Here is a 20,865-nt window from a genome sequence, read left to right on the forward strand (position 1 = left end):
AAATGGCGCGTGCGGCACACCGGTTGGCTTGGGGGGGCGAGCGGGTCAGGCGTCCAGGCGGTCGTGGAGGTAGTCGTCGTAGGCGCCGAGGTCGAGCAGGCCGTGGCCCGAGTAGTTGAACAGGATGACCTTGGCCTCGCCCTCCTCCTTGGCGGCCAGGGCCTCGTCGATGGCCGCCCGTACGGCGTGGGCCGTCTCGGGAGCGGGGATGGTGCCCTGGGTGCGGGCCCAGGTCACGGCCGCCTCGAACACCTTGGCCTGGGGATAGGCCATGGCCTCCATGCGGCCCTCACGGACCAGGTTGGAGATGATGGGCGAGTCGCCGTGGTAGCGCAGGCCGCCGGCGTGGATGGGCGGGGGGACGAACTCGTGGCCCAGCGTGTACATAGCCAGCAGCGGGGTCATGCCCGCGGTGTCCCCGAAGTCGTAGTCGAAGCGGCCGGCCGTGAGGGTGGGGCAGGAGGACGGTTCGACGGCCACCAGCCGCACCCCGTCGTCGGGGACGAACGGCAGGGCGATCCCCCCCAGGTTGGACCCGCCCCCGCAGCAGCCGATGACCACCGACGGGGCGTCCTCGCCGGCGGCCGCCAACTGCTCCTTGGCCTCGATACCGATGACCGTCTGGTGCAGCAGCACGTGGTTGAGCACCGACCCCAGGGCGTAGTGGGTGTCGTCGCGTGTGGCGGCGTCGCGCACGGCGTCGCTGATGGCCATGCCCAGAGAACCGGGGTGGCCGGGCTGGTCGACGGGCGAGGGCTCCACCGAGCCGCCCCAGGTCTCCATCATCACCCGCCGGTAGGGCTTCTGGTCGTACGACGCCCTGACCATGTACACCTTGCACTCCATCGAGAACAGGGCGCAGGCGAACGACAGGGCACTCCCCCACTGGCCCGCCCCCGTCTCGGTGGCCAGCCGCTCGACACCCTCGGCCTTGTTGTAGAAGGCCTGGGCCACAGCCGTGTTGGGCTTGTGGGAGCCGGCCGGGGAGACCGACTCGTCCTTGTACCAGATGTGGGCCGGGGTACCCAGGGCCTCCTCCAGCCGGTAGGCCCGGCGCAGGGGGGTCGGCCGCCACAGCCGGAGCACGTCGAGCACCTCACCGGGGATGTCGACCCAGGGCTCGGCGGTGACCTCCTGGCCGATCAGGGCCATGGGGAACAGGGGGGCCAGGTCGTCAGGACCGACGGGCTGGCGGGTGCCGGGGTGCAGGGGCGGGTCGAGGGGCGCCGGCAGGTGGGGCATGACGTTGAACCACGCCTGGGGGACCTCGGTCATCTATCGGCCTCCTTTGAGCTCTCGGACAGCAGTGGACGGGTCGGGAGAGGTGACCAGCGACTCCCCCACGAGCACGGCGTCGAAGCCGTCGGCCACGTCGGCCGCCGAGCGGATACCCGACTCGGCCACGGCCACGACGCCCGGGGGGATCGACGGCCGCAGGCGGGCGGCCAGGGAACGGTCGATCTCGAACGTGCGCAGGTCGCGCTGGTTGACCCCGACGATCGTGGCCCCGGCGTCGAGGGCGCGGGCCAGCTCGACCCCGTCGTGGACCTCGACCAGGGCGGCCAGCCCCAGCTCGCGGGCCAGGGCCGAGAACAGCACGAGCTCGGCATCGGACAGGGCGGCCACGATCAGCAGCACGGCGTCGGCCCCCATTGCCCGGGCGTCGGCCAGGTCGCGGGGGTCGACGGTGAAGTCCTTGCGCAGCACCGGCAGGCCTGAGGCGTGGCGGGCGGCCGCCAGGTCGGCCGGCGAACCGCCGAAGTAGTCGTGGTCGGTGAGCACCGACAGGGCGTCGGCCCCGCCCCCGGCGTAGGCCTCGGCCACCTCGGCGGGGTCGAGGTCGGGCGCCAGGGCACCTTTGGACGGGGACCGGCGCTTGACCTCGGCGATCACCGACAGGCCGGGACGGGCCAGGGCGGCCCGGAAGTCGCGCACCGCGGGCGCCCCCTCGACCTGGGCCAGGAGCCCGTCGAGGTCACGGCTGTCCTCGGCCGCTGCCCGGCGGTGGGCGGCCACGATCTCGGCGAGCACCCCGCCAGGCTACGTAAGCCACGAGGGTGGCCGCCCGCGGCTAGCGAGGCGTGCCATCCTCGCGACCGATGACGGCCGAGCCGGGCACGATCGTGGTGGTCGAGGACGACCCCAACATCGCCGACCTGGTCGAGATTTACCTGCGCCAGGAGGGGTTCCGGGTCGTGCAGGCGGCCGACGGCGAGCGGGCGCTGGCGGCCGTGCGCGACCACCGGCCCCGGCTGGTCGTGCTCGATGTGGGGCTGCCGGGTGGGAGCGACGGGCTCGACGTGTGCCGCCGCCTGCGCAGCCAGGGCGACCACGTACCCGTCCTCATGCTCACGGCCCGCGACGGCGAGATCGACCGCGTCCTGGGGCTGGAGCTGGGGGCCGACGACTACGTCACCAAGCCGTTCGCCCCCCGGGAACTGGTCGCCCGGGTGAGGGCCATCCTGCGCCGGGCGGACGGGCCCCGGGACCGGGACGGGCGGCCGTGCTGGCCGCCGGTGAGGTCGAGGTCGACACCGGCCGGCGAGAGGCCCGGGTCGGGGGCGAGGTGGTGGCCCTCGCCACCCGGGAGTTCGACCTGCTGCGCTACCTGGCCGAGAACGCCGGGCTCGCCCTCTCCCGCCAGCAGATCCTCGACGCCGTCTGGGGCGCGGGCTGGTTCGGCGACGAGCGCACGGTCGACGTCCACGTCCGCCAGCTCCGCAAGAAGCTGGGCCCGGCCCTGCCCTTGGCCACCGTCTGGGGCGTGGGGTACCGGCTCGGGTGAGCGGGCCATGAGGCGCCGCATCACGTCCACCATGGTGGGGGTCGTGGCCGCCTCCCTGCTGGTGGCCATGCTGGGCACCGCCCTGCTCGTGCGCCGCCAGGCCCGGGCCGACACGGCCGCCGACCTGCGCCGCCAGGCCACGGCCATCGCCCAGCGGCTGGAGGACGTCCAGCGGCCCCAGGTGCTGGCCGCCCTCAACGTCGCCCTGCGCCTCGACGACCTGCGGGTCGTGTGCTTCGGGGCCGCGTGCCGGCCCGGGCCGGTCGGGACAGGCGAGCTCCCCGCCGGCCTGTCCCGCGACGACGTCGACCTCGACCGCCTGCGGGCCGGGGAGACGGTAAGCGGGCGGCGCGGGACGCTGGCCTTCGCCACCGCCGGGGCGCGCACCGAAGCCCGGCCCGGCAGCGGGGAGGCGCTGCTGGTGGTGGTGCTCACCCGGCGGGTCGACGCCAGCCTGCCCGGCGGGCTGTGGTTCGTGGGGGTGGCGGCCCTGACCCTGGCCGCCGCGGCCGCCGCGGCGGCCGACCTGGCCCGGCGCCTGACCCGCCCCCTGCGAGAGGCCCAGGCTGCCACCCGGCGCATCGCCGCCGGCGACCTGACGGCCCGGGTACCCGTCGTCGGGCCGGCCGAGAGCACCCGCGGCGAGGCTGACGAACTGGCCGCCCTGGGCCGGTCGATCAACACCATGGCTGCCAGCCTGGAGAGGTCCCGGGGCCTGGAACGCCAGTTCCTGCTGTCGGTGTCCCACGACCTACGGACGCCCCTCACGTCGGTACGGGGCTACGCCGAGGCCCTGGCCGAAGGGCGGGCCACCGACCCGGCCCACGCCGCCGAGGTGATCCTGAGCGAGGCCCGCCGGCTCGAACGCCTGGTCGGCGACCTGCTGGAGCTGGCCCGGCTGGACGCTCGCCGCTTCGGGCTCGACCTGCGGGCCACCGACGTGGCCGAGGTGGTGGCCGACACCGCCGAGGGGTTCCGGCCCGCGGCCGAGGCTGCGGGCGTGGCCCTGGCCGTGCACGCTCCCGCCTCGGCCGAGCGGGCCAGTGCCGACCCCGACCGCCTGGCCCAGGTAGTGGCCAACCTGGTCGAGAACGCCCTCAAGTACGCCTCCTCGGCCATCGAGGTCGGCTGCGACGGCCGGCGCCTGTGGGTGGCCGACGACGGCCCGGGCATCGACCCCGACGACCTGGCCCACGTGTTCGAACCGTTCTGGCGCTCGGCCCGTCCCGAGACCCGTCCCGTGGGCACGGGCCTGGGCCTGGCCATCGTCCACGAGCTGGTCGAGGCCATGGGCGGCGAGGTGGCGGCCGCGGCCTCCCCCGCAGGCGGCACCCAGGTCACAGTCACCCTCCGCCCCTGGGCCTGAACCTCCGGGCCCCGAGACACTTGGTCAGCCCGGGCAGTTGGGCAAGGCGATAGGCAGGCGGACGGCGCCGATCACCACGTCGGCCCGGGGCGTCCCGGGCGTCGTGCAGCGGGCCCGGAAGCTGGCCCGCCCGGCGGCGTCGGTGACCGCTCGGTCCGAGCCCTCGACCCCGAAGGCGGCGCTGGGCACGAGTTGGACGTTGACCTGGGGCCGGGAGGTGCCGCTCAGGGTGCCGTCGGCCGCCACCACGCCGCTGTAGAGGGTCACGGTGACCGTGAACGGCTCCTCGCGGGGCAACGGGACGGGTTCGGCAGCCGCCTGCACGTTGAGGTCGGAGACGTTGGCCACCCGCAGCTCGACCGTCTTGGCCTCCTCGGCCCCCAGGAAGAGGGCTTCGGGCTGCAGCAGGATCAGGTCAGGCGCCCGCCACGCCTTGAGGCGGTAGTTGCCGCCCCGGACCGAGGGGACGTTGAACTGGCCGCCTGCGGCCGTGGTCACGCTGAGGGCCGTCACCTGGTCGCCGACGAAGCGCTCGACCCTCACGGTGGCGTTGGCCACCGCCCCGGCCGGGCCCACGACGGTGCCCGAGATGCGGGCCGTCCCCCCGCCGATCTCGGCCGGCACGGTCGGGTCGGTGCGGGGCCGGCCCGGGATCGTGGTGGTGGTGGTCGTGGTCGTCGTCGTGGTAGCCACCTCGGTGGTGGTCGGCTCCTCGCCCCCGGGGCCTTCGAGGCCGGGCCCTTCGACGGGCGCCACGGCGGTCGTGACGGGCGGGCTGCCCGAAGACGACCGGTCGCAGGCCGAGGTCATCAAGGCGAGGGCGAGGGCGAGGGCGAGGGCCGTGGCCCGGGGCCGGCGGGCGGCTCGCGGCGGGGAGCGCACGAGCGCAGGCGGCCGGCCTGGTTCTCGTCGGGCGCGGCCCGTCGGGGCGGACGAACTGCCCCTGGCCAGCACCTTTACCGCACCGGGCCGCTTCGACACCAGCCGTCTAGGGGACCAGGGGGAGCGGCTCGACGGTGGCCAGGACTGAGCCGCCGTCCCAGGTCACGGTCACGTCGGCCGGGGGCTCGACCGCCCGTCCCACGTAAGCGAGGGCGACCGGCGCCCTCCCCTCGATCGGCTCCCCCACGCTTGTGACCCGCCCCACGTCCTTCTCCCCGGCCACCACCCGCGCCCCCGCGGGCGGCACCTCCCCCTCGCCCAGGACCAGCCCCCGCAGCCGCCGGGGCACGTTGCCTCCCCGGGAGTCGATGCGGGCCACCAGCTCCTGGCCGGTGTAACAACCCTTGGTCCAGCTCACCGAACGCTCGACGATGCCCGCCTCGGCCGGGATCGTGGACTCGTCGATCTCCCGGCCCATCTCCGGTACCCCCGCCTCGATCCTGGCCACCTGGTAGGCCGCCGGCCCGCACAGGCGCACCCCGGCGGGCAGCTCCGGGCCCTCCCCCACCAGGTCGGCCCCGGCCAGGCCCGGCCAGTCCGCCCCCAGCACGACCGTGCCCGGGCTCGCCGCGGCCCCGGCCACCTCATGGGCGCGAGGGCCGCGCAAGGCCAGGCACTTCCAGGCCAGCGGTCCGACCTCGGCCTTGACCCGCAGCTTGAACCGGTTCAGCCGTTCGACCACTGCCGGTCCCCAGCCCCCGTCGGTGTCGAGCACGAAGCGGTCCTCCCCCTGGCGCCACAGGCGAACGAAGGCGTCCAACTTGCCCTGGGGCTGCAGGACCATGGCCCAGGCCGAGGCCCCGACCTCGACGTTGACGTCCTGGGAGAGCTGGCCCTGGAGGAACGAGACCGCGTCGGGGCCGTCGACGGCCACGAAGTCGCGCTCCAGCCACACCGCCCCCACGTCCTCGCGCAGCGCCTGGTAGTCAGCCCCGTCACCCACCGCCGACCACCTCCACCTCGACGTCGGCGGCACCGGGCGCCGCGGGGCGGGCCGCCGTACCCGCGGCCCGCATCCGCCGGGCCGCGGGTACGGCCGCCAGCAGGGCCCGGGCCTTGTTGCACGATTCGATGTACTCGGTCTCGGGCACGCTGTCGGCCACCACCCCACCCCCGGCCTGCACGGAAGCCCGGCCGTCGGCCGTGATGGTCATGGTGCGGATGGCGATGGCCGTGTCGAGGTTGCCGGAGAAGTCGAAGTAGCCGATGACCCCGGCGTAGGGGCCCCGCTTGGTCGGCTCGAGCTCGTCGATGATCTCCATGGCCCGCACCTTGGGCGCCCCCGACACCGTGCCCGCCGGCAGGGTGGCCCGCAGCACGTCGATGGGCCCCTTCCCTGGCCGTAAGCAACCGCTTACCTGCGAGGTCAGGTGCATGATGTGGCTGTAGCGCTCGACGGTCATGAACTCGTCCACCTGCTCGGTGCCGAACGAGACGACCCGGCCCAGGTCGTTGCGGGCCAGGTCGACCAGCATGACGTGCTCGGCCAGCTCCTTGGGGTCGGCCACCAGGTCGGCGGCCAAGGCGTCGTCTTCGGCTTCAGTGGTCCCCCGGGGCCGGGAGCCGGCGATGGGCCGGGTGACCACCCGGCCGTTGCGCAGCTGCACCATGGGTTCGGGCGACGAGCCCACCAGGGTGATCTCGGGGTGGCGCAGGAAGTACATGTAGGGGCTGGGGTTGACCTGGCGCAGCACCCGGTAGACGTCGAAGGGATCGGCCCCCAGGTCGAGGTCGAACCGCTGGGACGGCACCACCTGGAATATGTCTCCCGCCCGGATGTGCTCCTGGGCCTTCTCCACGGCCCGGCAGTAGGCCTCTGGGCCGACCGTGGAGCGCACCTCGGGCAGCGGGTCGGCCGGGTCGGGCGGTTCGGCCGGCACGTAGGGCAGCGGGCGGCCCAGGTCGGCGGCCAGGGCGTCGAGTCGGGCGGCCGCAGCCTCATAGGCGGCGTCGTAGGCGTCGTAGGCGGCATCGGCGGAGCCGAGCTCGGTGGTCGACGGGCCAGCGCCCACGACCACGTTGTCGACCAGGTAGACCCGCTGGCGCAGGTGGTCGAAGGCGGCCACCTGGCCGATCACCGACAGCACGGCGTCGGGATGGCCCTGGTCGTCGGGCGGCACGGCGGGCAACCGCTCCACCTCGCGCACCACGTCGTAGCCCAGGTAGCCCACGACCCCCCCGTGCAGGGGCGGCAGCTCGGGCAGGACGGGCGAACGGTAGGCGGCCAGCAGGGCCTCGACGGCGGCCAGCACCCCCCGGTCGGTGGGCATGTCCGACCCCGGGGGCGGCTCGCCGGTCACCGAGATGGTCCCGCCCCGGGCCACCAGGGTCAGGGACGGGCCCCGGCCCACGAACGAGAAGCGGCCCCAGCGCTCGCCGTGCTCCACCGACTCCAGCAGGAAGCTGCGCTCGTGGCCCGCCCCTAGCTTCAGGTAGGCCGAGACCGGGGTCTCCAGGTCGGCGGCCAGCTCCCGCCACACCGGGACCACCGTGTGGCCCGCGGCCAGGGCCCGGAACTCCTCCCGGCTGGGGTGCACTCCGCTCAACTGGCCGGCTCGCGGCCGCCGAACGCCCGGTAGAAGCAGGTGCGCTCGCCCGTGTGGCACGCCCCGCGGCCCTCCTGCTCGACGACCAGCAGGAGGGTGTCGCCGTCGCAGTCGTAATAGGCCTGGCGCACCCACTGGCGGTCGCCCGAGGTCTCGCCTTTGCACCAGTACTCCTGGCGGCTGCGCGACCAGAACCACGTGCGGCCCGTCTCCAGGGTCTTGGCCAGGGCCTCGGCGTTCATCCAGGCCAGCATGAGCACCGCCCCGGTGGACAACTCCTGCACGACGGCCGGGACCAGCCCGTCGGCGTTGTAGCGGACGGCCTCGAGGTCCTCGGGGCGGGCGGTGATGGGCGTGGCAACCGGCACGGCGCCATGGTAGGCGGGCACCCGGCCGTTCCCCGGCGGTTTCGGCCGTCCTCCGGCGGCACCGGCCCGGCGGCCGGCGGCGGGCGGCGGGTACCGGCCGGGGGCACGGGCCCGGCGGCCGGCGGCGGGTACCCGCCCGGCGGCCGGCGGGCGGTCAGTGCCCGTCGAGCCCGGCGGCCAGGGCGGCCCGGCGGTTGGTCTCGTCGATCTCGGCCGGGTCGGCCACCGCCTGGCCCGGGTCGTCGGGCCAGGCGTCGACGACCGTCGCGGCCCACTGCGCCCATTGGGCCACCGTGACGTAGAAGTCGTTGAGGAAGCGGGCCACCAGCAGTTGCTGGGCGCGGCGTTCGGGGAACGGGCCTTCGCCGTGCCCGTAGGCCGTGCCGATGGCGTGGCTCTGGGCCCCGAGGCCGCGGGCCCACTCCCGGGCCGCCTCCACCGTGGCCAGCAGGTCGGCCTTGGTGCCGTTCTCGGAGAAGAAGGCCTTGACCAGCCCCTCGAACTCCAGCGCCGGCCCCGCCCCCGGCTCGGTCAGCCACTCGGCCAGCGCCCGCCGGCCTTCGGCGGTGATGGCGTAGACCGTGCGGGACCGTCGCCCGACCAGCTCGGTGCCGGCCTCGGCCAGGCCGTAGGCCACCAGCTTCTTGGGCTCCTCGTAGAGCTTGCTCTCCGCTCGCGGCCACATGAGCCCCAGCGACCGGCTCATCTGGCGGGTGAGCTCGTAGCTGCTCCAGGGGCGGATGGCCAGCAGCCCCAAGAAGGCGTACGAAGTGGTGGTCAGGCCCGGCATTGACAGTTCCTCCCAAGGGGAGTAGAAGATACTACCAAGGGGAGTATACGAGGAGGGGGGAGACGTGCCGGTGACCAGCAGCATCGAGGTACACCCGACCAACGAGGGCCAGGCCCGGGCCTGGGACGGCGACGAGGGCCGCTACTGGGCGGCCCACGCCGACTGGTACGAGGCGGCGCTGGCTGGCTACGACGGTCCCCTGATGGCCGCGGCCGCCGTCGAACCGGGCGACGCCGTGCTCGACCTGGGCTGCGGCACGGGCGTGACCACCCGCCAGGCGGCCCGAGCGGCCGCCCCCGGTGGCCAGGCCACGGGCATAGACCTGTCTTCTCAGATGCTGGCCGAGGCCCGGAGGCGGGCCGACGCCGACGGGCTGGACAACGTCAACTTCGTCCACGGCGACGCCCAGGTCTTCCCGTTCCCGGCCGGGCGCTACGACGTGGCGATCGGGCGCACGTCGGCCATGTTCTTCGGGGGCCCGGTCGCCGCCCTGGCCAACGTCGGGCGGGCCTTGAGGCCCGGCGGCCGGCTGGTCCTGCTCAACTGGCAGGGCCCGGAAGCCAACGAGTGGCTGGTCGAGTGGTCCACGGCCCTGACCGGAGGCCGGGGCCTACCCGCCCCCCCGCCGGGCACCCCTGGGCCCTTCGCCTTCGCCGACCCGGCTCGGGCGCGTGCGGTCTTGGCCGAGGCCGGGTTCACGGCCGTCGAGGTCGAGGGGGTGTCGGCTCCGTTCTGGGCCGGCCCGAGCGCCGAGGCGGCCTACGAGTTGGTCCTGGGCCAGGCGGGGTGGATGTCCGACGGCCTGACCGAGGACGGCCAGGCCGCGGCCCGCGCCGCCCTGCGGGCCAGCCTCGAGGCCCACGCCGCGCCCGGCGCGGGCGTCACATACCGCTCCGGCGCCTGGCTGGTCACGGCCCAGCGGCCGTAGCCAGCCCTGTGCCGAAGCCGGGGTGGACTGGCGCCGGCCGGGGGCGGGTGTCCAGACCCTTCCTCGGCGGCCGACCGCCCAGCCGGCGGTGAGGGCGATGTGCAAGGGGCTGGCGCGGACCGCCAGAGACGCCAGCCTCCTAGGGGGAGGCCACGGCCTCGAGCACGTCGAGGCGGGCGGCCCGCCAGGCGGGGCGCAGGCCGGCGGCCACCCCGGCGGCCGCCCCCACGGCCAGGACGGTGACCAGCGAGCCCGCGGGCACGGCGTAGGTGCCGAAGCCCTCGGCCTCGTTGAGAGCCATGACCAGCCCCCAGCTCACGAACAGGCCGAGGGCCAGGCCCCCCACGGCCCCGAACAGGGCCACGATCACCGACTCCCAGCGCACCATGGCCCGCATCTGGGGCCGGCTCTGGCCCACGGCCCGCAGCAGGCCGAGCTCGCGGCGGCGTTCGTGCACCGACAGCGACAAGGTGTTGGCGATCCCCATGAGAGCGATGAGCACGGCCACGGCCAGCAGGGCGTAGACGACGGTCAGCAGGGTGTCGATCTGGGCCGCCTGGCTGGCCACGAACCCGTCACGGTCCATCACGTCGGGGCTGCCGTGGCGGGCGGCCACGGCCTCGACAGCCGCCCGGCCGGCGTCCAGCGCCGTCCCCTCGGCCAGTGTGACCAGGGCCAGGAAGTAGTTCGGCTGGCGGTTGTGGGCCGCCCAGCGCCGGTCGGTCACCAGCACGTCGCCCCCGATGGCCCGCTGGTCGTAGGTGGCCACCAGCGTGAGGGCCACCGTCGAGCCGTCCGCGAACCCCACGTCCACGGCCTGGCCCACCCGGTAGCCGTGGTCGGCCGCGAAGTCGGCCGACATGGCCACGCCGTCGTCGCTGACCCCGACCACGTCGCCCTCCACCAGGTCGAAGTCGGCCACCGCGGCCAGGGCCGCCGGGTCGGAGTAGCCCACCTGCTGCTGGCGGCCCCCGACCGTGGCCGGCCCGAAGCCCAACCCGGCGGCGGCCTCGACCTCGGCCAGGGCGGCCACCTCGGCCACCAGCTCGGGTGACAGGCCGGCCCCGCTGAAGCCGCTCCCCGCGGGCGTCAGGGCCAGGTCGCCGCCGAACGCCCGGTCGACCTGGTCCTCGATGGTGCGGGCCACCGACGCCCCGAACACGGTGAACAGGCTGACGACGCCCACTCCCACCAGCAGGGCGGTGGCACTGGCGGCCATGCGCCGGGGGTTGCGCACGGCGTTGCGCCGGGCCAGGTCGCCGCTCGCCCCCCGCCACCGCAGCGGCGCGCCCAGCACGGCCCCGACGGGGCGGGCCACCACCGGGCCGAGCAGCACCATCCCGGCCACGACCACGACGGCCCCGAGGCCGGTCTGGGCCAGGCTGGCCCCACCCGAGGCCCCGGCCACGACGGCGGCCGCCCCGCCGGCCACGACCACGGTCCCGGCTGCGGCCCGCGACCGCGACCGGCCCGAGGTGTCCACGGCCACGTCTCGCAGGGCGGCCAGGGGGGAGACCCGGCCCGCCCGCCAGGCGGGCAGCGCCCCCCCGACCAGCGTCACCAGAAGGCCGGCGGCCACGGCCAGGGCCAGCGAGCGGGCCGAGAGGGCCACGCCCTCGACCGGCATCCCGAAGCCGGCGCCTTCCATGAGGCTCAAGGCCCCGGCTGCCACCAGCACGCCCGCCCCCGCGCCCAGGACGGAGCCCACCAGGCCCACGATGGCCGATTCGGCCAGGGCCGACCCGAGGACCTGGCGGCGCGACGCCCCCAGCGCCCGCAGCAGGGCCGACTCCCCGGTGCGCTGGGCGGCCAGGATGGCGAACGTGTTGAAGATGCTGAAGGCGGCCACCAGCAGGGCGACCACCGCGAAGGCGGTCAGGGCGGCCGTGAAGAAGCCCAGGAAGTCGCCCTCGATCTCGGCCTGCTGCTCGCGGGTGAGGTCGGCGCCCGAGACGGCCTCCACCCCCGGGGGCAGCACGGCGGCCAGCCGGCGTACCAGCTCGTCCTGGTCCACACCCGGGGCGGCGGCCACGACCACGCCCGAAACCAAGTCGGTCCCGCCCAGCAGCAGCCGCTGGGCCTCGTCCAGGGTGAAGGCCGCGTAGGTCGAGCCGCCCAGGCTGTCGCGCCCCCCGAAGGTGGCGATGCCCACGACCGTGGCCTCCACGGGCCGGGGCACGAGCACGGTCACCTTCGAACCCGGGCCGGCCCCCGCCTCGGCCGCGGTGGCCCGGTCGAGCACCACTTCCCCCGGAGCCGCGGGCGGGCGCCCCTCGACCAGCGCCCAACCGGTGAACGCGGGCTCGGGGGCCCAGGCGGCGGCCATCGTGGGCGGCCCGTTCCCGCCGATGGTGCGGCCCTGGGCGTCGAGCACCTGCCCGGTGCCCGACACGGCAGCGGCCACCGTGGCCACCCCGTCGAGCGCGGCCACCACGTCCACCACTTCGGCCGCGATGGGCGGGCGGACGACCTCCTCGGCGGCCGTGAAGCTCTCCGCCGAACGGACGTAGGCATCGGTGCCGGCGTTGGCCTCGGCGAACGCGATGGCGAACCCGGCTCGGGCGCTGTCGCCGAAGACCAGCGTGGCCGACAGGAAGGCCACCCCCAGCAGGACGGCCGACCCGGTGGCGCACAGCCGGCGCTTGTGAGACCAGGTGGCGGCCAGGGTCGTGCGCAGCATGTCAGCCTCCCAGCTTCTTCATGTGGTCGAGGACCAGGTCGGCGGTGGGCCGCTCCAGGCGGTCGACGATGCGGCCGTCGACCAGGAAGACGGCGTCGTCCGCCCAGGCGGCCGCCACCGGGTCGTGGGTGACCATGACCACGGTCTGGCCGAAGCGGTCGGCCGCCTCCCGCAGCAGGCGCAGCACCTCGGCCCCGGCCCGGCTGTCGAGGTTGCCGGTGGGCTCGTCGGCGAACACCACCTGGGGCCGGCTGGCCAGCGCCCGGGCCACGGCCACCCGCTGCTGCTGGCCCCCCGAGAGCTGGCTGGGACGGTGGTCGAGCCGGTCGCCCAGCCCGACGGTGGCCACCACCTGGCCCACCCAGTCCTCGTCGGGACGGGCGCCGGCCAGGCGGCTGGGCAGCACGATGTTCTCCCTGGCCGTGAGCGTCGGCACCAGGTTGAAGCCTTGGAACACGAACCCGATGCGCTCCCGCCGGGCCCGCGTGAGGGCGGCGTCGCTGAGGGCTCCCAGTTCGAGGTCGCCCACGAACACCTGGCCCGACGTGAGCGTGTCGAGGCCGGCCAGGCAGTGCAGCAGGGTCGACTTGCCCGAGCCCGAGGGGCCCATCACGGCCGTGAAGGCCCCGCCTGCGATCTCCAGGTCGACCCCGTCGAGCGCCCGCACGGCGGTGTCGCCCCGGCCGTAGACCTTGGTGGCCGAGACGGCGCGGGCGGCCACCGCCGTCCGGCGGTCGTCGAGGGTGGTCGGAAGAGGCATGGTTGCTTCCTTTCTGGGCGCGCGCCACCAAGGCAGTGGCGTGCTCCGGATGGGGGCGGGCGGTCAGCCCGTGGGGTAGCGGACGGTTATCGAGCCGTTGGAGGTGCGGGCGGTGATCGAGCGGGGGCTGGCTGGGTCAGTGCGTACGGCCGTGTCGGTCGAGCCCACGAACGACGTCTGCATGTCCAGCCGGTAGGTGGTGGGCCCGTCGGGGACGACGACCTCCACCGAGCCGTTGCTGGTGCGGGCGTCGACGATGGTGGGGGCGGCCGCGAACGTGAGCTCGACGGCCCCGTTGCTGGTGCGGGCCGTGACCGTGGCCGAGGTCAGGGCCCGGGCCTCGATCGAACCGTTGCTGGTGCGGATGTCGAGGTCGCCTCCCATGCGGGCCACCCGCACGGCCCCGTTGCTCGTGCGGGCCGTGACCGGGCCGTCGAGGTCGCGCAGGGCCACCGAGCCGTTGCGGGTGGTGGCCTCGACGGCCAGGCCCGACGGCACCGAGACCCGGTAGTCGATGTTGCACCACAGGGGCGGGCCGGGCGGGCAATCGGTGGTGAGACGGAGCACGCCGTCCTCCACCCGCACGTCGTGGCCCGTGCGGCGCAGGCCGTGGGTGATGCGGGCCTCCACGGTCACCTCGTCCACGGACGCCCCGACGACCTCCACCCGGCCGTGCAGGCCGTCGATGTCGAGCCCGGTGAGCCCGGCCGCCCCGAACGTGGAGCGCTCGGTGACGATCTCCCGGGCCACCATGTTGAGCAGGGACCAGGTGGCGAAGACGACGGCCGCCCCGGCCACCACCGACCCGGCCACCAGCCACCCCCGCCGGCCGGCCCGGGGGGACGGGCCCGGCCGGCCAGGGCCGGCGGGGGCGGCCGGACCGGCGGGGGCGGGGGTGCCGGCGGGGGTGCCAGGGCCGGCGGTGCCGGCCGGCCCGGTGCCGGCGGGGGTGTCGTAGCCGGCCATGTCAGGCCCCCAACCAGCGCAGGACGGCCAGCACCCGGCGGTGGCTGTGCTCGGCCGCGGGCAGGTCGAGCTTGGTGAAGATGTTGGTCACGTGCTTCTCCACGGTGTTCTCGTTGACGACCAGGGCACGGGCGATGCCGGCGTTGGTCAGGCCCTCGGCCATGTGGGCCAGCACCTCGCGTTCACGGGGGGACAGGGCGGCCAGCGGGTCCCGACGGCGGCTGCGGGCCAGGAGCTGGGCCACCACCTCGGGGTCGAGGGCCGTGCCCCCCTGGCCCACCCGGCGGGCCGCGGCCAGGAAGTCGGCCACGTCGGCCACGCGGTCCTTGAGCAGGTAACCGAGGCCGCCTGTCGCACCGTCCCCGGCCCCGGCCAGCAGCTCGGTGGCGTAGCGCTCCTCCACGTACTGGCTGAGCACCAAGATGCCGACCTCGGGCCAGCTCGCCCGGATGTGCAGGGCGGCCCGCAGGCCGTCGTCGGTGTTGGTCGGGGGCATGCGGACGTCGACCACGGCCAGGTCGGGCCGGTGGCGCTCGACGGCCGCGCGCAGGGCGTCGGCGTCGCCCACCGAGGCGATGACATCCTCCCCGGCGTCGATGAGCAGGCGGGTCAGCCCGGCCCGCAGCAGCACGGAGTCCTCGGCGATCAGGACGCGCACGGCAGCTCCACCAATACGGTCGTGGGCCCGCCCGGCGGGCTCAGGATGTCGAGCGTCCCGCCCAGCGCCACGACCCGGTCGCGCAGGCCCCGCAGGCCGGTGCCGGCCGCCGGGTCGGCGCCGCCCGTGCCGTCGTCGCGCACCTCGACCACCAGGCGGTCGCCGGTCACGGCCATCGACACGGCCGCCTTGGACGCCCGGGCATGGCGGGCCACGTTGGCCAGGGCCTCGGACACCACGAAGTAGGCCGCGCTCTCCACCGCCTGGGGGAGCCGGCGCCCGCCTAGCTCGATGTCGAGCTCGACAGGGACGGGCGAGCGGGCCACCACGGCCGACAGGGCGGCGTCGAGGCCCCGGTCCTCCAAGATCACGGGGTGGATCCCCCTCACCAGGTCACGGATCTCCCGCAAGGCGGCCTTGGCCTCCTCGTGGGCCTCGGCCACCAGGGCCTTGGCCCCCTCGGGGTCGGTGTCGAGGCGCTCGCGGGCCGACCCCAGGTCGACGGCCAGCGCCACCAGCCGCTGCTGGGCCCCGTCGTGCAGGTCACGCTCGATGCGCCGCCGCTCGGCCTCGGCCGCGTCGACGGCCGCCGCCCGGCCCGTCTCGGCCCGGGTGGCCCTCTCGGCCAGGGCCCGCTCCCGCGAGGGGCCCAGCAGCCACGTGGCCAGGGCGGCATCGGTGCGGGCCGCGGCCAGCGTGAGCCAGGGGGCGGCCACCACCAGGCCGGCCAGTCCCACGGCCGCCAGGGCCACGGTCAGCGGTCCCTGGGTGGCCCCCAGCAGCCCGAGCTGGGCCGTACGCCCAGGCAGGAAGGACGCGTAGGCGGGCAGGCCCATGAGGGTGAACGAACCGGCCCAGGCCGTGACCACGGCCGCGAACAGCACGACCCCGACGGGCAGGCGGGCCAGACCGTAGGCCACCTGGCGCCACCGCGGCCCCGAGGTCAGGGCCGCCTTCACCTTGGGCCACAGCGGGCCGGCGGGCAGGGGGGGCACGGGGTCGGCGATGTCCACCCCGAGCAGGGCCGCGGCCCGCGCTCGCTCCACCTTGGCGGCCAGGCCCGTCCACACCAGCAGACCGGCGGCCGGGAGCACGGCCAGGGGCAGAGTGATGGCCAGCCCCACGGTCAGGGCGGCCAGCACGGCCGTGGGCACCGTCACGGCCATCCCGACGGGCAGGTCGAGGGCGGTGTGAGCCAGAGCCGGCCACAGCCGCCCGCCCCGCCACGGGTGAAGGAGAGTCGCAACCACGTTGCTCACCGTAAAGAACCGGTGGCCGGGCGGCTACGGGGCGGGCCGTGATCTTCGTGGTCGGGATAACCCGAAGCCCGCCGTCCGGCTGCCCCGGGGGCGAGCCCTGGCCTGGTCTCGGACACAGCCGCCCAGTTCGAAGCGATCGGCGGGCGCATCGGGCGGGCCGCCGTAGCCGCCGAGAACCGGTACGCCCCAACTCGTCCCCGGCTGATCACGCCGACGGGTCGCCCCGTGCTCAGACGCGAAGGAGCTCTATCGTCGGGTCGAGGAGCCGGAGGTCGTCCGGGTCTGACGTGACCACCCGCTGGTGAGCACGCCGTGCGCAGATGACAACGTGGGCGTCCACGACGTCCGCGGTGCCGCTCGCGGCGAGCAGGCGGCCCACGTTGGTGGCATCGACCCGATCGAGAGGAACGACGTCCGTCGTGGGCTGGCGGACCAGCCGGGCGAGCCGCACCTGGACCGCCGGCCGACGGACCGCCTGCGCGAGCGCGCTCGCCGGGACAGTCACTCGCGCCCGGGTCTCGGCCGCCCTGGCCAGCAGGACCGTGACTCGCCGGTCGTCCTTATCGACGGCGATGAGCCCTCCCGCGTCGAACGTGATCCCGGGCATCAGGCAGCCGAGCCTCGACGGCTCGTCCGAGTGCCGAGCAGCTCGTCGGCCCACTCCCGTTCCTCGTCGGTGAGCGGCCCGCCGCTGTCTCGCAGCGCCTCGGCCAGCAGCGCTCCCCAGCCGGCTACATCGTCGAGCGCAAGGGCCACGGCATGCTGGACGAAACCCGAGACGCTCGACGCACCCCCGGCCTTGACCAACTTGCGGACCTGGTCAACCTGCTCCTCTTCGAGGGTGACCGTGACCTTGCGAGTCGCCATACCGGGAACCATACCAACCCGGGCACGTCGACCGAGGCGACGCCGGCCGGCCCGGCTCGGCGGCCACCCAAGACCGGGCAGTGTGCGGGCCTGGGACACGGGGCCCGGCCGGCTTGAGGCACTACGCGGGGCGTACGACCACGCCGGCGGCGGCCAGGTGGGCCTTGGCCTCGGCGATGGTGTGCTCGCCGAAGTGGAAGATGGACGCGGCCAGCACGGCGTCGGCCCCGCCCGCGGTGGCGCCCGCCACCAGGTGGTCGAGGGTGCCGACGCCGCCGCTGGCGATGACGGGGACGCCCACGGCGTCGACCACGGCCCGGGTCAGTTCGAGGTCGTAGCCGTCGCGGGTGCCGTCGCGGTCCATCGACGTGAGCAGCACCTCGCCCGCGCCCAGCCGTTCGCAGTCGACGGCCCAGGCCACGGCGTCGAGCCCGGTGGCCCCCCGCCCGCCGTGCGTGTAGACCTCGCCGGCCCGGGCGTCGATGGCCACCACGACGCACTGGGACCCGAACTCCCGGGCCAGCTCGCGCACCAGTGAGGGCTGGAGCACGGCCGAGGTGTTGACGGCCACCTTGTCGGCCCCGGCCCGCAGCAGGCGGCGGGCGTCGTCGACCGAGCGCACCCCACCGCCCACGGTGAAGGGGATGAAGACCTGCTCGGCCGTCCGCCGGGCCACGTCGACGATGGTGTCACGCGCGTCCGACGACGCCGTGATGTCGAGGAACACCAGCTCGTCGGCCCCCTCGGCGTCGTAGCGGGCCGCCAGTTCCACGGGGTCGCCGGCGTCGCGCAGGCCCACGAAGTTCACCCCCTTGACCACCCGGGCGGCGTCGACGTCGAGGCACGGGATGACCCTCACACTGCGCACGCCGCCACCCCCTGGCCCACCGTGAACAACCCGTCGTGAAGGGCCTTGCCCACGATGACCCCGGCCAGGCGCCGGCCGCCGGCCTCCAGGCGAGCCAGGGCCTCGATGTCGGCCACGCCCCCGACCCCGCCCGAGGCGATGACGGGCACGGCCGTCGAGGCCACGACGGCCGCGAACTGAACGAGGTCGGGGCCGGCCAAGGTGCCGTCGCGGGCGATCTCGGTGAACACCACGGCCGCCACCCCGGCGTCCTCGAACACGGCCAGCAGGTCGGCCACCGAGCGTCCGCCCCCCTCGGTCCAGCCCCGCACGGCCACCTGGCCGGCCCGGGCGTCGAGGCCCACGGCCACCTGCCCGGGGTGGTCGCGGGCCAGGTCGCGCACGAAGTCGGGCCGCTCGACGGCGGCCGTGCCCACCACCACGCGGGCGGCCCCGGCCTCGAACAGGGCCTCGGCGGCCGCCCGGTCGCGCACTCCCCCGCCCACCTGGACGGCCACGCCGTGGGCCCGGGCGGTGGCCGCCATGTCGGCCACCACCGGGCGGTTCACCGGTTCGCCGGTGAGGGCGGCGTCGAGGTCGACCACGTGCAGCCAGCGCACGCCGGCCGTGGACGCGAACCGCTCGGCCACCTCCACGGGCGGGGCCGCGTAGGACGTCTCGCGCCCGTAGTCGCCCTGGTGGAGCCGGACGGTCCGCCCGCCCCGCAGGTCAACGGCCGGGTACAGATCGAACAAAGTTCTCCAGCAGGCGCAGGCCGGCGGCGCCCGACTTCTCGGGGTGGAACTGGGTGGCCCACAGCCGGCCCCGCTCGACGGCGGCCACCACCGGGCCCCCGTAGTCACAGGTGGCGGCCACACCGGCGGCGGTGGCGTCGGCGCCCGCGGGCTCGGGGGCGTAGGAGTGGACGAAGTAGGCCCACACCGGGTCGTCGAGGCCCTCCAGCATGGCCACGTCGGGCCGGCTGCGCACGAGCACGTTCCACTGCATCTGGGGCCGCTTGACGCCCTCGGGTAGCCGGCGCACGACGCCGGGCAGCACGCCCAAGCCCACCACCCCGGGGTCCTCCTCGGACCACTCGTAGAGCATCTGCATGCCGACGCAGATCCCCAGGAACGGCTTGCCCTGGGCGATGGCCCCCAGCGCGGCGGTGTCCAGGCCCGACTCTCGCAGGGCCTCCATGCACCGGCCGAAGGCCCCCACCCCGGGCAGCACCACGGCCTCGGCCCCGTCGACCTCACACGGGTCGGCGGTCAGGCGGGCGTCGGCCCCCACCCGCTGGAGGGCCTTCTCGGCCGACCGCAGGTTGCCGATCCCGTAGTCGAGGACGGCGATCACGGCCTACAGCGTCCCCTTGGTGGACGGGACGGTGCCGCCCGCGTCCTCGACGCGTACGGCGTCACGCAGGGCGCGGGCCACCCCCTTGAACGACGCCTCCAAGATGTGGTGGGAGTTCTTGCCGCTGACCATGCGCAGGTGCAAGGTGATGGCCGCCGAGGTGACGAACGCCCGCCAGAACTCCTCGGCCAACTGGGGGTCGAAGGGCGGGTTGCCCAGGGCCTCGCCCCCGGGCTCGACGTCGTAGTGCAGGTAGGGCCGGCCCGACAGGTCGAGGGCCACGTCGACCAGGGCCTCGTCGAGGGGCAGGGTTATCGAGGCGAACCGGCGTACGCCCGCCTTGTCGCCCAGGGCGTCGCGCAGGCACTCGCCCAGGGCGATGCCCACGTCCTCGACCGTGTGGTGGGCGTCGACGTCGAGGTCGCCCTCGGCCACCAGCGACAGGTCGAACCCGCCGTGGCGGCCCAGTTGGGCCACCATGTGGTCGAAGAAGGGCAGGCCGGTGGACACCTCCACCTGGCCCCGGCCGTCGAGGTCGAGGACGATCTCGATGCGGGTCTCTTTGGTGTGGCGGGAGCGGGTGGCCTGGCGCATCAGGCGAGCACCTCTTTCAGGGCGGTGAGGAACAGGTCGTTCTCGGCGGGGGTGCCGACCGTCACCCGCAGGCAGCCGGCCAGGCGGGGCCACGAGGAGCAGTCGCGCACGAGGACCGACCGCTCCACCAGGCCCTTCCACACGGCCGCCGCATCGGCCGCCCGGGGGCGGAAGAGCACGAAGTTGGCCCCCGAGGGCCACACGTCGACGGCCAGGCGGCCCAGGCCGGCCACCAGCCGCTCCCGCTCGCCCACGACGGCGGCCACCCGGGCCTCCATCTCCGCCTGGTGCCCCAGGGCCAGCCGCCCGGCCGCCTGGGTGGCGGCGTCGAGGTGGTAAGGCAGCAGCACCCGCTCGCAGGCCTCGACCACCTCGGCCGGGGCGACCAGGTACCCGAGGCGCACGGCGGCCATCGACCACGTCTTGGAGTAGGTACGGGTGACGGCCAGGGGCCGGTCGGGCGCCACCAGTGACAGAGCCGACCAGGGGGCGAACTGGGCGTAGGCCTCGTCCACCACGACCAGCCCGGGGGCCGTCTCCACGACTTCTTCGACCAAGGCGCGGGGCTCGACCAGCCCGGTGGGGTTGTTGGGCGTGCACAGGAAGGTGATCGCCGGCCGGGCCTCGGCCAGCAGCCGGCGGACCTCGCCGGGGTCGAGGGTGAAGTCGGCCCGCCTCTCCCCCACGGCCACCTCGGTGCCGCAGATGCGGGCGATGTGGCTGTGCAGGGCGTAGGTCGGCTCGAACACGGCCGCCTTGCGACCCGGGCCGCCGTAGGCCAGGCACAGGGCCTGGAGGGCCTCGTTGGACCCCTTGGTGGCGATCACCTGGGACGGGTCGACCCCGTGGGACTCGGCGATGGCCGCCCGCAGGGCCCGGGCCTGGCGGTCGGGGTAACGGTTGTAGCTGACGGTGGCCAGCTCCGCGAGCCACGCGTCGCGCCAGCCGTCGGGCGGCGGGTAAGGCGACTCGTTGGTGTTGAGCCGCACCGTCACCGGCACCTGGCGGGAGTGGTAGCCCTCCAGCTCGGCCAGGTCGTCGCGCACGGGCGGGAGCCGGCTGGTCATCACTGGTCAACCATCTGACGGTGGTCGCCCAGTGATTGCTGATTGGACCGGCCTCCCGGGCCGGTCACTGGGCCCACCATCTGACG

General features: G+C 75.1%; 22 protein-coding genes and 1 pseudogene. 4 read left to right on the forward strand and 19 right to left on the reverse strand.

Annotation, left to right across the window (positions count from 1 at the left end; genetic code table 11):
* Window positions 1–45: 45 nt before the first annotated feature.
* Entirely contained in the window at window positions 46–1,275 is a 1,230-nt protein-coding gene (locus AB1673_04485; protein MEW6153236.1) for a TrpB-like pyridoxal phosphate-dependent enzyme, read from the reverse strand.
* Window positions 1,276–2,031 (reverse strand): indole-3-glycerol phosphate synthase TrpC, encoded by a 756-nt coding sequence (gene trpC / locus AB1673_04490; protein MEW6153237.1) that lies wholly within the window; start codon window positions 2,029–2,031, stop codon window positions 1,276–1,278.
* Window positions 2,032–2,099: 68 nt separating this feature from the next.
* Here trpC and AB1673_04495 point away from each other — a divergent pair.
* The 3 genes and pseudogenes from AB1673_04495 (at window position 2,100) to AB1673_04505 (ending at window position 4,151) form a co-directional block, all read left to right on the forward strand.
* Window positions 2,100–2,396, forward strand: a pseudogene (locus AB1673_04495) (response regulator).
* A 107-nt stretch (window positions 2,397–2,503) separates the two neighbouring features.
* Window positions 2,504–2,785, forward strand: a complete 282-nt coding sequence (locus AB1673_04500; protein ID MEW6153238.1) for a winged helix-turn-helix domain-containing protein — start codon at window positions 2,504–2,506, stop codon at window positions 2,783–2,785.
* A 7-nt stretch (window positions 2,786–2,792) separates the two neighbouring features.
* Entirely contained in the window at window positions 2,793–4,151 is a 1,359-nt protein-coding gene (locus tag AB1673_04505) for a HAMP domain-containing sensor histidine kinase (protein MEW6153239.1), read from the forward strand.
* A gap of 24 nt (window positions 4,152–4,175) precedes the next feature.
* On the opposite strand, the gene AB1673_04510 is transcribed toward AB1673_04505, so the two are convergent.
* From AB1673_04510 to AB1673_04530, 5 genes are all read right to left on the reverse strand, one after another.
* Window positions 4,176–5,033 (reverse strand): carboxypeptidase-like regulatory domain-containing protein, encoded by an 858-nt coding sequence (locus AB1673_04510; protein MEW6153240.1) that lies wholly within the window; start codon window positions 5,031–5,033, stop codon window positions 4,176–4,178.
* 106 nt (window positions 5,034–5,139) lie between these two features.
* Complete coding sequence (locus tag AB1673_04515; protein ID MEW6153241.1) at window positions 5,140–6,036, reverse strand: glycine cleavage T C-terminal barrel domain-containing protein; 897 nt, start codon at window positions 6,034–6,036, stop codon at window positions 5,140–5,142.
* A complete protein-coding gene (trpE, locus tag AB1673_04520) occupies window positions 6,029–7,630 on the reverse strand; it encodes an anthranilate synthase component I (protein ID MEW6153242.1) in 1,602 nt (533 codons plus the stop codon). The genes AB1673_04515 and trpE overlap by 8 nt, the downstream gene beginning before the upstream one ends.
* A gap of 5 nt (window positions 7,631–7,635) precedes the next feature.
* A complete protein-coding gene (gene hisI / locus AB1673_04525; GenBank protein MEW6153243.1) occupies window positions 7,636–8,007 on the reverse strand; it encodes a phosphoribosyl-AMP cyclohydrolase in 372 nt (123 codons plus the stop codon).
* A 154-nt stretch (window positions 8,008–8,161) separates the two neighbouring features.
* Complete coding sequence (locus tag AB1673_04530; protein ID MEW6153244.1) at window positions 8,162–8,797, reverse strand: PadR family transcriptional regulator; 636 nt, start codon at window positions 8,795–8,797, stop codon at window positions 8,162–8,164.
* Window positions 8,798–8,861: 64 nt separating this feature from the next.
* Between AB1673_04530 and AB1673_04535 the strand changes: the two genes are divergently transcribed.
* Entirely contained in the window at window positions 8,862–9,725 is an 864-nt protein-coding gene (locus tag AB1673_04535) for a class I SAM-dependent methyltransferase (GenBank protein MEW6153245.1), read from the forward strand.
* Between the two features lie 139 nt (window positions 9,726–9,864).
* Here AB1673_04535 and AB1673_04540 read toward each other — a convergent pair whose 3' ends face one another.
* From AB1673_04540 to hisC, 12 genes are all read right to left on the reverse strand, one after another.
* A complete protein-coding gene (locus tag AB1673_04540; protein ID MEW6153246.1) occupies window positions 9,865–12,405 on the reverse strand; it encodes an FtsX-like permease family protein in 2,541 nt (846 codons plus the stop codon).
* Between the two features lies 1 nt (window position 12,406).
* A complete protein-coding gene (locus AB1673_04545) occupies window positions 12,407–13,165 on the reverse strand; it encodes an ABC transporter ATP-binding protein (GenBank protein MEW6153247.1) in 759 nt (252 codons plus the stop codon).
* Between the two features lie 63 nt (window positions 13,166–13,228).
* Complete coding sequence (locus AB1673_04550; GenBank protein MEW6153248.1) at window positions 13,229–14,131, reverse strand: DUF4097 family beta strand repeat-containing protein; 903 nt, start codon at window positions 14,129–14,131, stop codon at window positions 13,229–13,231.
* Window position 14,132: 1 nt separating this feature from the next.
* Window positions 14,133–14,789 carry a response regulator transcription factor gene (locus tag AB1673_04555; GenBank protein MEW6153249.1) on the reverse strand — a complete coding sequence of 219 codons (657 nt, stop codon included), beginning with the start codon at window positions 14,787–14,789 and terminating at the stop codon, window positions 14,133–14,135.
* Window positions 14,777–16,039 carry a sensor histidine kinase gene (locus tag AB1673_04560; GenBank protein ID MEW6153250.1) on the reverse strand — a complete coding sequence of 421 codons (1,263 nt, stop codon included), beginning with the start codon at window positions 16,037–16,039 and terminating at the stop codon, window positions 14,777–14,779. Before AB1673_04560 ends, AB1673_04555 begins: the two co-directional genes overlap by 13 nt.
* 238 nt (window positions 16,040–16,277) lie before the next feature.
* Window positions 16,278–16,655 (reverse strand): hypothetical protein, encoded by a 378-nt coding sequence (locus AB1673_04565; protein ID MEW6153251.1) that lies wholly within the window; start codon window positions 16,653–16,655, stop codon window positions 16,278–16,280.
* Window positions 16,655–16,915 (reverse strand): ribbon-helix-helix domain-containing protein, encoded by a 261-nt coding sequence (locus AB1673_04570; protein ID MEW6153252.1) that lies wholly within the window; start codon window positions 16,913–16,915, stop codon window positions 16,655–16,657. The genes AB1673_04565 and AB1673_04570 overlap by 1 nt, the downstream gene beginning before the upstream one ends.
* Window positions 16,916–17,036: 121 nt before the next feature.
* On the reverse strand, window positions 17,037–17,783 hold the full coding sequence (hisF, locus tag AB1673_04575) for an imidazole glycerol phosphate synthase subunit HisF (GenBank protein MEW6153253.1): 747 nt from the start codon (window positions 17,781–17,783) through the stop codon (window positions 17,037–17,039).
* Window positions 17,771–18,517: a 1-(5-phosphoribosyl)-5-[(5-phosphoribosylamino)methylideneamino]imidazole-4-carboxamide isomerase gene (gene hisA, locus AB1673_04580; protein MEW6153254.1), complete on the reverse strand. Its 747-nt coding sequence runs from the start codon at window positions 18,515–18,517 to the stop codon at window positions 17,771–17,773. The genes hisF and hisA overlap by 13 nt, the downstream gene beginning before the upstream one ends.
* Window positions 18,492–19,118 carry an imidazole glycerol phosphate synthase subunit HisH gene (hisH, locus tag AB1673_04585; GenBank protein ID MEW6153255.1) on the reverse strand — a complete coding sequence of 209 codons (627 nt, stop codon included), beginning with the start codon at window positions 19,116–19,118 and terminating at the stop codon, window positions 18,492–18,494. The genes hisA and hisH overlap by 26 nt, the downstream gene beginning before the upstream one ends.
* 3 nt (window positions 19,119–19,121) lie before the next feature.
* A complete protein-coding gene (hisB, locus tag AB1673_04590; GenBank protein ID MEW6153256.1) occupies window positions 19,122–19,712 on the reverse strand; it encodes an imidazoleglycerol-phosphate dehydratase HisB in 591 nt (196 codons plus the stop codon).
* The gene (gene hisC / locus AB1673_04595) at window positions 19,712–20,779 is read right to left on the reverse strand and encodes a histidinol-phosphate transaminase (protein MEW6153257.1); all 1,068 of its coding nucleotides are present in this window, start codon (window positions 20,777–20,779) and stop codon (window positions 19,712–19,714) included. The genes hisB and hisC overlap by 1 nt, the downstream gene beginning before the upstream one ends.
* Window positions 20,780–20,865 lie beyond the last annotated feature (86 nt).

Source organism: Actinomycetota bacterium (genome assembly GCA_040754375.1).
Lineage (GTDB): Bacteria > Actinomycetota > Acidimicrobiia > Acidimicrobiales > AC-14 > JBFMCT01.